The following is a 12,263-nucleotide window of genomic DNA, read 5'->3' as shown; positions in this document are numbered from 1 at the left end:
AGCAGGTTTGTTGAGGATTCAGATGTCGACGCAACCGCCGGCCGAGGCCGACCGCTCTTTCAACCGTTCGATGCTGATCAAGCTGTTCGTCGTCGCGTTGATGATGTTCGGCTTCGGTTTCGCACTGATCCCGATCTATCGGGCGATCTGCGAGATCACCGGCGTGAACAACCTTGTGCAGCGCGACACCAGCGCGCGCGAGGCGAAGAACACGCAGGTCGACATGAGCCGCACGGTGTCGATCGAATTCGACGCGAACGCGCGTGGTCCGTTGGGTTTCATGCCGGAGCAGCGCAGTATGGACGTGCATCCGGGCGAAGTGACGACGGTCATGTACGACGTCAGCAATCAGCAGGCGCGCACGATTCGCGCGCAGGCGATTCCGAGCTACGCGCCGAAGCAGGCGACCGAGTTTTTCAAAAAGATCGAGTGTTTCTGTTTCACGCAGCAGACGTTGACGGCGAACGAGAGCAAGCGGATGCCGGTGGTGTTCGTGGTCGACCCGAAGTTGCCGAAGGACGTGAAGACGATCACGCTGTCGTACACCTTTTTTGAGTTGAATACGCCGGCGGCGGCGAACGCGGACGAGGCGCTGCCCAAGGCGAATGCGGGCAACGCGGCCAACCCCGCGGCGACCGCCGCGAAGCCGACCTGAAGCCGACCTGAGGCCGGCGTAAGCGGTGAAGCCGGCGGAAGAAACGAGGAAGACGAAGCAAGATGAGCGATAACGGCGGCGGTCCGCGCAAAAGCAGTTTCGGGCAGTCGATGCGCGCAGTGTTCTGGTCGTTTTTCGGGGTGCGCAAGCGCAGCCATCTGGAGGCGGATGCGACGCAGTTGAACCCGCTGCACGTGATCGTGGCGGCGCTGATCGGCGCGGCGATCTTCATCGGGGTGCTGATCCTGATCGTGCGCGCGGTCGTCGGTTGAGCGGTCTTCAGTGCGCGCGCGTGCCGTGAGAGCGGCGGGCGCGAGCAGCAGCGGGGCGCGGCGGCGCCCACGAATTAGAGTGAAGCGGTGCGGTATCGACGCGCCGCCGAGGATACAGCCGGGGATTCCGGAACAACTGGACTGAAGTGGAGAATCAAGAATGAGCGGTCAAAACGAGAGCCCGTACTATTTCGTACCGCATCCGTCGCGGCATCCGATCAGCGCCGCTGCCGGGTTGCTGGTCATGCTCGGATCGCTTGCGGCGTGGATCAACGAGCAGAGCTGGGCGCCGCTCGGCGTGTTCGCCGGTTTGCTGTGGCTGCTGTTCACGCTGTGGCACTGGTTCGGCGACGCGATCGCCGAGTCGGAAGGCGGGATGTACGGCAAGAACGTCGACCGCTCGTATCGCTGGAGCATGAGCTGGTTCATCTTCTCCGAAGTGATGTTCTTCGGCGCGTTCTTCGGTGCGCTGTTCTATGCGCGCGAAATCGCGCTGCATCAGCTCGGCAGCCTCGACTTCAAGCTGATCTGGCCGGATTTCACCGCGGTGTGGCCCAACAACGGTCCGGCGGCGCTGGTGTCGACCTACAAGTCGATGCAACCGTGGCCGGTGCCGACCATCAACACCGCGCTGCTGCTGTCGTCGGGCGCGACGCTGACGGTCTCGCACCATGCGCTGCGCGACAACCATCGCAAGAAGGCGATCGGCTGGCTGGCGGCGACGCTGGTGCTGGGCGTCTGCTTCCTGTTCCTGCAGGGATTCGAATATTTCCACGCGTACAACGAACTGAACCTGACGCTGTCGTCGGGCATCTACGGTTCGACGTTCTTCCTGCTGACGGGCTTCCACGGTTTTCACGTGTTCCTCGGTGGCACGATGCTGGCAGTGGTTCTGGTGCGGCTGATTCGCGGCCACTTCACGGCCGAGCATCACTTCGCGTTCGAAGGCGCGGCCTGGTACTGGCACTTCGTCGACGTCGTGTGGCTGGGTCTGTACGTCGTCGTGTACTGGCTGTAACGCAGTCGGACCCGCGCGAGCCGCGGGTCGTGCGCGAAAACGCCCGCCGGGCGGCGCGCACGAGCAGTATGCAAGGATCAATGCAGCGCCGCCCTCGACCTGTCGGGGCGGCGTTTTGTTTGCTCGGGGGCGATTGCGGCGCGGCTGGCTCAGCGCCCGTATGGGATCCCGGTCGACTGAATCCAGCCCATCCAGTGCGCGAACAGGATCAGCAGGAACAGCGAGATCGACAGCCCGACCCGCGTGGCGAGCGACCAGACCATCCGCTTGGTCTTGCCTTTGTCGTGCATCATGAAATACAGCGCTGAAATCATGCTGGCGATGATCAGTGCAAAGGCAATGGGAACGATGATGTGCATGGAACCGACTGAAACCGGAAAGCGCAGTGGCAAGACATTTATTATCGCACCGCGCGCGGGCCTCTGCCGCAGGTCCCCGGCGGCCCTGAACACGGTGCCGGAGCGCCTCTCATGAAGTCTCGCCTGATTCCCGCGCTGCTGATCATGCTGGTGGTCGCCGTGACCGTGCGGCTCGGTTTCTGGCAGCGCGATCGCGCGCATCAGAAGGAAGCGCTCGAAGCGCGCATCACGCAGTTCGAGAACGCGCCCGCGCTGCCGGTCGGCGCCGCGCCGCTCGCGCTGAAGGACGTCGAATTTCATCGCGTGAAGGCGCGCGGCAGTTTCGTCGCGGACAAAGTCGTGTACCTCGATAATCGTCCGTATAACGACCAGCCCGGTTTTTACGTCGTGATGCCTTTTAAACTGGCCGACGGCGGCTACGTGCTGGTCAATCGCGGCTGGCTGCCGCGCAATATGAGCAATCGCGAGACGATCGCGCCGTACTCGACGCCCGCGGGCGAGGTCGAGATCGAAGGGATCGCGCGCGCCGATGCGTCGCGCGCGTTCGAACTCGGGCAGGGCGGTTCCGCCGCGCATCAGCGGATCCGCCAGAATCTCGACGTCCGCGCGTATGCGGCCGAAACCGGGCTGCCGTTGCAGGCGTTCGTGATCCAGCAAACCGGCAAGACCGGCGACGGCCTCGTGCGCGACTGGCCCGCGCCGACCACCGGCGTCGAGCGCAACTACGGCTACATGCTGCAGTGGTGGGGCATGGCCGCCGCCGCGCTCGGCTTCGGCCTCTATGCGGCGCGCCGCGCGGGCAGAAGGCGGCACGCGCCGGGCGCTTGAGGTAGTCTACGGCCGGCCGCGCGCCGTCCAATCATCGAAAGAGGTTCTGTAGTGTCGACTCAAACTCCCCGTTCGCCGCAAGCTGGCAAACCCGCCGGCAAGCCCGCCACGACCAAGCCGATCCCCGGTCAACCGAACGGCCCGGGCTCGTGGCAGCGCGGCCGCTGGGTGCTGTTGCTGCTCGCGGTGGTCTGCGCGGCGCCGATCGCGATCTCGTACTTCGTCTATTACGTGGTGAAGCCGGCGGGCGGCAGCACCAACTACGGCACGCTGATCCAACCGCAGCGGCCGATTCCCGACGCGCTGACGGTCACCGGCGAGGACGGCAAGCCGCTCAAGCTTGCGTCGCTGCGCGGGCACTGGCTGATGATTTCGGTCGACGGCAGCGAGTGCGACAAAGCCTGCGTGACCAAGCTCTACTTCATGCGACAAATCCGCGCAGCCCAGGGTCCGGAACGCGAGCGCGTCGTGGAGGTGTGGCTGCGCACCGATGCGGGCAAGGTCGCCGATGTGATACAAACCGCCTACCCCGACACCAACATACTGATCGCCGACCCCGCGCAGGTCGCCGCGTGGCTGCCGGCCGATACGGGGACGCGCGACACCGACCATATCTACCTGGTCGATCCGAACGGCAATCTGATGATGCGTTTCCCGAAGGACGCAAATCCGAGCAAGATCAAGAGCGATCTGACCAAGCTGCTGAAATGGTCGCGGATCGGCTGATGCCGCAAACAGGGTAACCAAGATGTTCGTACTGCAACTGGCCTTGATCGGCCTGTGTATCGCGTTGCTGCCGCTGTCCTACGTATGGGTCAAGGCCGACGACAACAAATTCCGCAAGCTGGTCTGGCTCACTACCTTCCTGACACTCGATCTGGTGATGTTCGGCGGCTTCACCCGCCTCACCGATTCCGGTCTCGGCTGCCCGGACTGGCCGGGCTGCTACGGCACCTCGTCGCCGTTCATCGCGCACGCGGCGATCTCCGCCGCCTATCAGGCGATGCCGAGCGGTCCCGTCAGCATGACCAAGGCGTGGATCGAGATGATCCACCGCTACTTCGCGATGGCGATCGGCGTGCTGATCATCGCGCAGACGGTGATCGCGTGGACCGCGCGCATCAAGCGCCGGCCGCTGCACGTGTCGCCGTGGTGGCCGACCTCGCTGCTGCTGCTGATCCTCGTGCAGGGCGCGTTCGGCGCGTGGACCGTGACGATGAAGCTGCAACCGGTGATCGTGACCATTCACCTGCTGCTCGGTCTCGCGCTGCTCGGCACGCTCGGCTGGCTCGCAGCGCGGCTGACGCCGCTGCCCGCCTACGAGCCGCAGATCGCGCGCTGGCGCGCGGCGGCGCTCGCGGGGCTGGCGCTGCTGGTCGTGCAGATCGCGCTCGGCGGCTGGGTCAGCACCAATTACGCGGTGCTCGCCTGCACCGACTTCCCGACCTGCAACGGCCAATGGCTTCCGCCGATGGACTTCGCGCACGGTTTCCACCTGTGGCGCGCGCTCGGCATGACCGCCAGCGGCGACGTGATCACGCAGGACGCGCTAGTCGCGATTCACTGGACCCATCGCACCTTCGCGTTCGTCGTGATCGCCTATCTGGTGTGGTTCGCGGTGAAAATGCGCCGCTTCGAATCGCTGCGCCGGCCGGCCGACGGCGTGCTGCTGGTGGTGCTGATCCAGTTCGTCACGGGCTTGTCGAACATCGTGCTGCAATGGCCGCTACCGGTCGCGGTCGCCCACAACGGTGGCGCCGCGATCCTGCTGCTATTGCTCGTTATGTTAAACTTTCGGATCGCTTATAGCCGTCCCGGCCGCGCCGTGCTCCCCGCGCGCGATGCCGCGCCAGCGTGACTCACATGGACAGCACGACACTCTCCCAGACGCCCGGTAGCCGGGTCTCCCAATATCTTGCACTCACCAAGCCGCGCGTTACGCAACTCGCGGTTTTTTGCGCGGTCATCGGCATGTTTCTGTCGACGCCCGGCATGGTTCCGTGGACCGTCCTGATCGGCGGCACCGTCGGCATCTGGCTGCTGGCCGGCGCCGCGTTCGCGATCAATTGCCTCGTCGAACAACAGATCGACGCGAAGATGCGCCGCACATCGTGGCGTCCGTCCGCGCGCGGCGAAATCACCACCACGCAGATTCTGCTGTTTTCGGCCGTGCTCGGCGGCCTCGGCATGTGGACGCTGTACACGTTCGCCAATCCGCTGACCATGTGGCTCACGCTCGCCACCTTCGTCGGTTATGCGGTCATCTATACGCTGTTGCTGAAGCCGGCCACGCCGCAGAACATCGTGATCGGCGGCGCGTCGGGCGCGATGCCGCCGGCGCTCGGCTGGGCCGCGGTCACCGGTCATGTGCCGGGCGACGCTTGGATTCTGGTGCTGATCATCTTCGTGTGGACGCCGCCGCATTTCTGGGCGCTCGCGCTGTATCGCCGCAAGGACTACGAAAACGCCGGTCTGCCGATGCTGCCGAACACCCACGGCGAAAAATACACGCGTCTGCATATCCTGCTCTATACGGTGATCCTGTTCGCGGTGTCGCTGATGCCGTTTATCTCGGACATGAGCGGCGTTGTGTATCTCGTGTCTGCGGTGCTGCTCGGCGCCGTGTTCCTCGCGTATGCGTGGAAGATCTACCGGGAGTATTCGGACGATCTCGCCCGCGCAACCTTCCGTTATTCGATCGTTTATCTGTCGCTGCTGTTCGCGGCGTTGCTGATCGACCATTACGCGCGCGTCGTGATCGGCGCGTAACACCATGCTCAAGAACCGCTTTGCGCGCGTCGCGCGCGCCGCTGTGATGGCTTGCGCGCTCGGCGGCGCGCTGGGCGCCACCTTGATGGTGACGGGCTGCGGCCAGCAGCCGCCGGCCTTCTCGAATCTCGACATCACCGGCAACACCCAGTTCGGCAGCGACTTCGCGTTGCCCGATACCTCCGGCAAGGTCCACACGTTGGCCGACTACAAGGGCAAGGTGGTGGTGCTGTTCTTCGGCTATACGCATTGTCCAGACGTCTGCCCGACGACGATGGCCGAACTGTCGCAGGCCTTGCAGCAGCTCGGCCCGGAAGACGCGAAGCGCGTGCAGGTGCTGTTCGTGACCGTCGATCCCGAGCGCGATACGCCGCAATTGCTCGCGCAATACGTGCCGGCGTTCAATCCGGGCTTTGTCGGTCTGCGTCCGGAAAACGACGCGCAGCTCGCGAAGATCGCGAAGGACTTCCGCGTCTATTATGCGAAGGTGCCCGGCAAGACGCCCGACAGCTACACGATGGATCACACGGCCGCGAGCTACGTGTTCGACACCGACGGCAAGCTGCGGCTGTTCGTCCGTGACGGGCAGGGTGCGACGCCGTGGGTGCACGACATCAAGCTGCTGCTTGGGTGATTCGTTATCTTCTAGCGCTCAAACCGGGATCGGTACATTCAGCCCCGCTGCGAGCCGCGTCGTTTTGAACTCCGTCACTTCATAGCGCGCCAGCCCCTGTTCGGCGAACGGATCGCTAGCGAGAATCCTGTCGAGCCGGTCGCGCTCGATGCGCACCGCAATGATGATGCCGCCGTCGCGCGGCACCTTCGGCCCCGCCGCTACGAAAATGCCCGCGTCGAACTGCTTCGCGAGAAACGCGCGATGCGCGTCGAGTGCGTCGTCGATGCGATCGAGCGGGGCGGTGTAGACGAGGTTGATTACGTACATGGTTGTTCTCAGTGGCGATCGAGTGGGGCCGTCGGCGGCCGCGGCCTTGATTATGCGACCATTCACGAACACTTAGCCCCGCATACCCATATGCGATCAGGGTATTTCCCAACTTGCCGGCCATATGAAACAATTCGTGGTTTGGCCGACGGCGCGCCTGCCTGAACGAGTGCGCCGCGAGTTTTCTTATCCGGTTCCGGCACTGTCCGGAGTCCGATCGACATCGAGTCGATCAGCAACAGCGAGAAACACATGCAGCGCAGAAATCTCCTCAAAGCCCTTATCGCGGTCGTCACCGGCGCGGCAATCCTGACCAGCTTCGGCGCGCACGCCGACGACAAGGTCATCAAGGTCGGCACGATCGGCGGCCCGGACGCGCAGATCTGGGAAGTCGTCACCAAGGTCGCGAAGCGCGACGGCCTGAACGTGAAGGTCGTCGAATTCAACGACTACATCCAGCCGAACGCCGCGCTCGACGCAGGCGACCTCGACGCGAACAGCTTCCAGCATCAGCCGTATCTCGACAGCCAGATCAAGCAGCGCGGCTACAAGCTCGCGAACGCGGGCCTCACGTACATCTCGCCGCTCGGCGCGTACTCGAAGAAGCTGAAGTCGCTGAAGGATCTGCCGCAGGGCGGCAAGGTCGCGGTGCCGAACGATCCGTCGAACGAAAACCGCGCGCTGCTGTTGCTGCAGTCGCAAGGCGTGATCAAGCTGAAGGCTGGCGCGGGCACCGGCGGCAACAATGCGACGCCGCTCGACATCGCCGAGAACCCGAAGAAGATCAAGTTCGTCGAACTCGACGCCGCGCAGCTGCCGCGCTCGCTCGCCGATGTCGACGCCGCCGTGATCAACACGAACTTCGCGCTGGCCGCCAACCTGCAGCCGACCAAAGACGCGATCGCGCTCGAAGACATCCACAGCCCGTACGCGAACCTGATCGCGGTGCGCGCGAAGGACAAGGATCAGCCGTGGGTCAAGAAGCTGGTCGCCGCGTACCAGTCGGAAGACGTGCGCCAGTTCATCAAGACGCAGTTCAAGGGTTCGATGGTGCCGTCGTTCTAACGACCACGGCGGTCGCGCTCACGCGCTGAGCGCGCCGCAGCGAATCATCGAATCATCGAATCAGAAGAAGGCACGTAGCCCCCGCGGCGCGTGCCTTTTTTCATAGCTCCAGCTCCCATCGTTCGATCGTCAGCTCGTGGCCAAAGCGGCGCTCCGCCGCCGCGCCGGCTAGCCTGAAGCCGGCGCGCTCGCACAGCCGCCGCGGTTCGACGAACATGCTCGCGGTGGTCAACGTGAGTTTCGTGTAGCCCGCGCGCCGCGCGAAGCGCACGCATTCGCCGAGCAGGTCGGTGCCGACGCCGAGCCGCCGCGCGTCCGGCTCGACCCACAGTAGACGCACGCCCGCCACGGTCGTGGAGACTCCGACGACGCATACCGAACCAACCACCACGCCATCCTGCTCGGCGATCCAGCAGCGCTCGCGCAGCGGATCGTTGCGCTGCGCATAGTCGGCCACGATGCGCGCCAGCAGGCCCTCGAAGGTCTGATCCCAGCCGTGTTGCGCGGCAAACCACTGCGCCTGGCGATGGACGAGCCAGCCGCACTCGCCGCTGCGCGGCAGGCGCAGTAGCACGCGCGCCTGCGTCGGCCGCTCGTCGAGCAGCCGTTCGATCCGCTTCATCGCGGCGATCAGATGTTCCTGTGACAGCGCGTTCAACTGGTCGAGCAGGCCCAGCACTTCCTGCACGGCGGCCGCATCGAGCGGCGCGTAGGTCGCGTGACCGTGTTCGGTGAGCGCGATCAGCGACTGGCGCGCGTCGGTATCGGACGGGCGGCGCGAGATCAGGTTGCGGCGCTCGAAACTGGTCAGCAGGCGGCTCAGATAGCCGCTGTCGAGCCCGAGCGCCCGCCCGAGCACCGACGCGGTTTGCGCGCGCCCGCGCGACAGCTCGTGCAGCACGCGCACTTCGGTGAGCGAGAACTCGCTTTTCGCCAGATGCTCGTGGAGCGCGCCAATGCGCCGCGTATAGAAGCGGTTGAAATGGCGGACGGCCTGAGCGCGTCGCAGCGCCTCGGAATCGGTCAAGGGCGACTCCCCGGGGAGTTTTTATCGATGGCTACACCGCACTATATTGGCCCGGCCCTGTTTTACCAAGCAGCGCGATCCGGTCGCTGACGATTGGTATTAAACAGGTATCAATCGAGGGGGCTGTCGCGGGTAAAGGAAGCGTTTAAGAAAGCCCGCTGGTATGTTTATCTCGCCGCTGATACGGGTAAATCCCGATCAATAAATCGCCCCATCCAGTCCCGCTGTAGAGGGCTGTGAGCCTTGCCCAGCAAGGCTCACAGCCCGGTCGATCCAGCATAGAACCAGTTTATTGACTGGTATTATGTTGGTTATATAATGGGCTCTCAAATTTTCGGGTCGCGCTGTCTGCGGCGTTGCTTGGAGCACCATGGAAACTCGCTGGTCCGCCTTGATGCCTGACGCGCGCAACGTCACGCCGCTATACCTGCAACTCGCCCGCAATCTTGCGACCGCGATCCATTGCGGCGTGTGGTCGGCCGGCGAGGCGCTGCCGTCGGAGCGCACGCTGTCCGATGCGATCGGCGTGTCCCGCATCACCGCGCGCAAGGCGATCGAACTGCTGGTCGAGCAGGGGCTGATCCGGCGCGCGCGTGGCGCGGGCAGCTTCATCACGCCGCGCGTCGAGGATCCGCTGTCGCGCCTAACCGGCTTCACGAAGAAGATGGAGCAGCGCGGCTTCCGGCCGGACTCGGTATGGCTCGAGCGTGAGGTGCGCGCCGCCAATCGCGACGAGCTGCTGCATCTCGGCCTGTCGCCGGGCGCGGCGGTCGCGAGCCTGCGGCGGCTGCGGCGCGCGGACGGGATCGTGATGGCGGTCGAGCACTCGGCGCTGCCGGTCGCGACGGTGCCGGATCCGCACGCGATCGGCGACTCGCTGTACAGCTATCTCGAACAACGCGGCGCGGCGGTCGTGCGCGCGCTGCAGCACTTTCGCGCGGTCAACGCGTCGAGCGAGATCGCCGCGCTGATGGACCTAGAACCGCGCACCGCGCTGCTGGTCATTACCCGTATCGGCTATAGCGCCGATCAGCGCGCGATCGAGCTGACCGATACTTACTGCCGCGACGACTACTACGATTTCGTCGCTGAGTTACGCACGTGAGTTGCGTACCTGAAGCGCGCATCTGCAACGCACCCCCGACGACGCGGCCCGAGCAGGCCGCGAACCCGGCGAACCCGAATTTGCCGCACACGTATCACGCACCAGAGAGACTCATGCTGACCGGAAACATACTCACCACTGATGGCTGGATCCACGGCACGCTCGAATTCGAAAACGGCCGCATCACGGCGCTGAACGGCACGCCCGTCGATCCGTCGAAGAACGACGCGCCGTACATCCTGCCCGGCTTCATCGATCTGCACGTGCACGGCGGCGGCGGCGCCGACGTGATGGAGGCCGGCAACGCGATCGAAACGATCACCCGCACGCATGCGCGCTATGGCACCACTAGCCTCCTCGCGACCACGATGACCGCGCCGCGCGACGAGCTGATGAGCGTGGTCGCCGGGCTCGGCGACGTCGCGCGGGTGCGCACACCGGGTTGCGCGCGCGTGCTCGGCGTGCATCTGGAAGGGCCTTACATCAACCCCGGCAAGCTCGGCGCGCAACCTGACGCGGCGGTCTCGGCGGTGATGGACGAGGTGCTCAAGTATCTGTCGATCGCGCCGATCCGCGTCGTTACGCTCGCGCCCGAAATCGCCGGCCATATGGAGATCATCTCCGAGATGGCGGCGCGCGGCGTGCGCGTACAGCTCGGCCATTCGCTCGGCACCTACGACGACGCGGTCGCCGCGCTCAAGCACGGCGCGTGCGGCTTCACCCATCTGTTCAACGCGATGTCGCCGCTGCATCACCGCAATCCCGGACTTGTCGGCGCCGCGCTCGCGCATGCGGAGTACGCCGAAATCATTCCCGATCTGCTGCACGTTCATCCGGGCGCGATCCGCGGCGCGTTGCGCGCGATCCCTCGCCTGTACGTGGTGACGGACAGCACCTCGGCCACCGGCATGCCCGACGGCGAATACCGCCTCGGCAGCCAGCACGTCACCAAGTGCCTCGGCGGCGTGCGCCTTGCCGATGGCACGCTCGCCGGCAGCACGCTGACGATGGACCAGGCGCTGCGCAATCTTGTCTCGATCGGCCTGCCGATCGCCGATGTATCCAATCGTTTGTCGCGCTATGCCGCCGATTATCTCGGCATCGAAGACCGTGGCCGCATCGCGCGCGGCGCGTGGGCCGACGTGGTCGTGTTCGATCGCGAACTGGCGCTCGCCGCAACTTACGTCGAAGGAGAAGCCATTGTCGAATATGCTTAAAGAGGCGCTCGCGTCCGCTGCCACGGTCGCCGCGCAACTCTCGGACACCTCGCGGGTCGCGGCGCTCGCCGCGAAGCTCGCGCAACAACCGCGTCACGTCGCGCTGACGGTCGCGCGCGGCAGCTCGGACCACGCCGCCAGTTACTTCGCATCCCTGACGATGAGCCGCCTCGGCGTGCCGGTCGCGTCGCTGCCGATGTCGGTCGCGACGTTGCAGCAGGCGCCGTTGCAGGTGCGCGATCAGCTCGCGCTGGCATTTTCGCAGTCGGGCAAGAGCCCGGATCTGGTCGGCACGATGAACGCGCTGCGCGCCGCCGGTGCGTTGACGGTCGCGGCGGTGAACGCGCCGTCCTCGCCGCTTGCCGACGCATGCGAATGGCAATTGCCGCTCCTCGCCGGGCCGGAACTGAGCGTTGCGGCCACCAAGAGCTATATCGCGATGCTGTCGATTTCCGCGCAGCTGGTCGCGCATTGGCAGAACGACGCCGAGCTGCTCGGCGCGCTCGCGTCGCTGCCCGATGCGCTGGAACGCGCGGGCCGGCTCGACTGGTCGATGGCGGTGGGCGAATTGCGCGGCATCGAGCGGATGATCGTGATCGGCCGCGGTCTCGGTCTCGCGATCGCGCAGGAAGCCGCGCTGAAGCTGAAGGAAACCTCCGGCATTCAGGCCGAGGCGTTTTCGAGCGCGGAAGTACGGCACGGTCCGATGGAGCTGATCGATCGCGACTATCCGCTGCTGGTGTTCGCGCCGCGCGGGCCGGAGCAGGCGGGTCTGCTGCAACTCGCGCACGACATGCGCGCGCGGGGCGCGCGCGTGCTGCTGGCGGCGCCGGACGATGTCGCGGAGGCGTCGCTGCCGCTCGCGCCGACCGCTCACGCGGCGCTCGATCCGATCGCCGCGATCCTGTCCTTTTACGTGATGGCTGCGGATCTTGCCGCCGCGCGCGGGCGCAATCCCGATGCGCCACGTCATCTCAACAAAGTCACCGAAACTCACTGACGAGA

At 65.2% G+C, this 12,263-nt stretch carries 15 protein-coding genes; 12 read left to right on the top strand and 3 right to left on the bottom strand.

Going from position 1 to position 12,263, the window contains the following annotated elements:
* Nucleotides 1-22: 22 nt before the first annotated feature.
* The 3 genes from LJ656_RS05770 to LJ656_RS05760 all read left to right on the top strand — a co-directional run bounded on the left by LJ656_RS05770 (nt 23) and on the right by LJ656_RS05760 (nt 1,945).
* Nucleotides 23-655: a cytochrome c oxidase assembly protein gene (locus tag LJ656_RS05770; protein WP_230508301.1), complete on the top strand. Its 633-nt coding sequence runs from the start codon at nt 23-25 to the stop codon at nt 653-655.
* 62 nt (nt 656-717) lie between these two features.
* Nucleotides 718-927, top strand: a complete 210-nt coding sequence (locus LJ656_RS05765; RefSeq protein ID WP_075295180.1) for a DUF2970 domain-containing protein — start codon at nt 718-720, stop codon at nt 925-927.
* A 160-nt stretch (nt 928-1,087) separates the two neighbouring features.
* Entirely contained in the window at nt 1,088-1,945 is an 858-nt protein-coding gene (locus tag LJ656_RS05760; RefSeq protein ID WP_230508300.1) for a cytochrome c oxidase subunit 3, read from the top strand.
* A 149-nt stretch (nt 1,946-2,094) separates the two neighbouring features.
* Here the strand turns inward: LJ656_RS05760 and LJ656_RS05755 are convergent, their stop codons facing one another.
* A complete protein-coding gene (locus LJ656_RS05755) occupies nt 2,095-2,304 on the bottom strand; it encodes a twin transmembrane helix small protein (RefSeq protein WP_075295184.1) in 210 nt (69 codons plus the stop codon).
* A 111-nt stretch (nt 2,305-2,415) separates the two neighbouring features.
* On the opposite strand from LJ656_RS05755, the gene LJ656_RS05750 reads away from it, so the two are divergent.
* The 5 genes from LJ656_RS05750 to LJ656_RS05730 are packed head-to-tail and all read left to right on the top strand — an operon-like array spanning nt 2,416 to nt 6,535.
* Nucleotides 2,416-3,132 carry an SURF1 family protein gene (locus tag LJ656_RS05750; RefSeq protein ID WP_230508299.1) on the top strand — a complete coding sequence of 239 codons (717 nt, stop codon included), beginning with the start codon at nt 2,416-2,418 and terminating at the stop codon, nt 3,130-3,132.
* Nucleotides 3,133-3,183: 51 nt separating this feature from the next.
* On the top strand, nt 3,184-3,858 hold the full coding sequence (locus LJ656_RS05745) for an SCO family protein (protein WP_230508298.1): 675 nt from the start codon (nt 3,184-3,186) through the stop codon (nt 3,856-3,858).
* A gap of 22 nt (nt 3,859-3,880) precedes the next feature.
* On the top strand, nt 3,881-4,990 hold the full coding sequence (locus LJ656_RS05740) for a COX15/CtaA family protein (protein WP_230508297.1): 1,110 nt from the start codon (nt 3,881-3,883) through the stop codon (nt 4,988-4,990).
* A gap of 5 nt (nt 4,991-4,995) precedes the next feature.
* Complete coding sequence (gene cyoE, locus LJ656_RS05735; RefSeq protein ID WP_230508296.1) at nt 4,996-5,901, top strand: heme o synthase; 906 nt, start codon at nt 4,996-4,998, stop codon at nt 5,899-5,901.
* 4 nt (nt 5,902-5,905) lie between these two features.
* The gene (locus tag LJ656_RS05730; RefSeq protein ID WP_230508295.1) at nt 5,906-6,535 is read left to right on the top strand and encodes an SCO family protein; all 630 of its coding nucleotides are present in this window, start codon (nt 5,906-5,908) and stop codon (nt 6,533-6,535) included.
* Between the two features lie 18 nt (nt 6,536-6,553).
* Here the strand turns inward: LJ656_RS05730 and LJ656_RS05725 are convergent, their stop codons facing one another.
* Nucleotides 6,554-6,844 (bottom strand): YciI family protein, encoded by a 291-nt coding sequence (locus tag LJ656_RS05725; protein WP_230508294.1) that lies wholly within the window; start codon nt 6,842-6,844, stop codon nt 6,554-6,556.
* Nucleotides 6,845-7,096: 252 nt separating this feature from the next.
* Here LJ656_RS05725 and LJ656_RS05720 point away from each other — a divergent pair, with 252 nt between their 5' ends.
* Nucleotides 7,097-7,909, top strand: a complete 813-nt coding sequence (locus tag LJ656_RS05720; protein WP_230508293.1) for a MetQ/NlpA family ABC transporter substrate-binding protein — start codon at nt 7,097-7,099, stop codon at nt 7,907-7,909.
* 100 nt (nt 7,910-8,009) lie between these two features.
* Here LJ656_RS05720 and LJ656_RS05715 read toward each other — a convergent pair whose 3' ends face one another.
* On the bottom strand, nt 8,010-8,936 hold the full coding sequence (locus LJ656_RS05715; RefSeq protein ID WP_230508292.1) for a bifunctional helix-turn-helix transcriptional regulator/GNAT family N-acetyltransferase: 927 nt from the start codon (nt 8,934-8,936) through the stop codon (nt 8,010-8,012).
* A gap of 370 nt (nt 8,937-9,306) precedes the next feature.
* Between LJ656_RS05715 and LJ656_RS05710 the strand changes: the two genes are divergently transcribed.
* From LJ656_RS05710 to LJ656_RS05700, 3 genes are all read left to right on the top strand, one after another.
* Nucleotides 9,307-10,041, top strand: a complete 735-nt coding sequence (locus LJ656_RS05710; RefSeq protein WP_230508291.1) for a GntR family transcriptional regulator — start codon at nt 9,307-9,309, stop codon at nt 10,039-10,041.
* Nucleotides 10,042-10,154: 113 nt separating this feature from the next.
* The gene (gene nagA / locus LJ656_RS05705; RefSeq protein ID WP_230508290.1) at nt 10,155-11,258 is read left to right on the top strand and encodes an N-acetylglucosamine-6-phosphate deacetylase; all 1,104 of its coding nucleotides are present in this window, start codon (nt 10,155-10,157) and stop codon (nt 11,256-11,258) included.
* A complete protein-coding gene (locus LJ656_RS05700) occupies nt 11,242-12,258 on the top strand; it encodes an SIS domain-containing protein (protein ID WP_230508289.1) in 1,017 nt (338 codons plus the stop codon). The genes nagA and LJ656_RS05700 overlap by 17 nt, the downstream gene beginning before the upstream one ends.
* Nucleotides 12,259-12,263: the final 5 nt, after the last annotated feature.

Origin of the sequence: Paraburkholderia sejongensis (assembly GCF_020880815.1) — a bacterium.
GTDB classification, from domain to species: Bacteria; Pseudomonadota; Gammaproteobacteria; order Burkholderiales; family Burkholderiaceae; genus Paraburkholderia; species Paraburkholderia sejongensis.
The sequence above is the reverse complement of the archived record's forward strand: the minus strand, read 5'-3'. Positions and strand labels throughout refer to the sequence as shown.

Excerpts from the sequence above, each read along its gene's own strand:
- LJ656_RS05770 (WP_230508301.1), top strand. The coding sequence starts at position 23 with ATGTCGACGCAACCGCCGGCCGAGGCCGACCGCTCTTTCAACCGTTCG.
- LJ656_RS05765 (WP_075295180.1), top strand. The coding sequence starts at position 718 with ATGAGCGATAACGGCGGCGGTCCGCGCAAAAGCAGTTTCGGGCAGTCG.
- LJ656_RS05760 (WP_230508300.1), top strand. The coding sequence starts at position 1,088 with ATGAGCGGTCAAAACGAGAGCCCGTACTATTTCGTACCGCATCCGTCG.
- LJ656_RS05755 (WP_075295184.1), bottom strand. The coding sequence starts at position 2,304 with ATGCACATCATCGTTCCCATTGCCTTTGCACTGATCATCGCCAGCATG.
- LJ656_RS05750 (WP_230508299.1), top strand. The coding sequence starts at position 2,416 with ATGAAGTCTCGCCTGATTCCCGCGCTGCTGATCATGCTGGTGGTCGCC.
- LJ656_RS05740 (WP_230508297.1), top strand. The coding sequence starts at position 3,881 with ATGTTCGTACTGCAACTGGCCTTGATCGGCCTGTGTATCGCGTTGCTG.
- cyoE (WP_230508296.1), top strand. The coding sequence starts at position 4,996 with ATGGACAGCACGACACTCTCCCAGACGCCCGGTAGCCGGGTCTCCCAA.
- LJ656_RS05730 (WP_230508295.1), top strand. The coding sequence starts at position 5,906 with ATGCTCAAGAACCGCTTTGCGCGCGTCGCGCGCGCCGCTGTGATGGCT.
- LJ656_RS05725 (WP_230508294.1), bottom strand. The coding sequence starts at position 6,844 with ATGTACGTAATCAACCTCGTCTACACCGCCCCGCTCGATCGCATCGAC.
- LJ656_RS05720 (WP_230508293.1), top strand. The coding sequence starts at position 7,097 with ATGCAGCGCAGAAATCTCCTCAAAGCCCTTATCGCGGTCGTCACCGGC.
- LJ656_RS05710 (WP_230508291.1), top strand. The coding sequence starts at position 9,307 with ATGGAAACTCGCTGGTCCGCCTTGATGCCTGACGCGCGCAACGTCACG.
- nagA (WP_230508290.1), top strand. The coding sequence starts at position 10,155 with ATGCTGACCGGAAACATACTCACCACTGATGGCTGGATCCACGGCACG.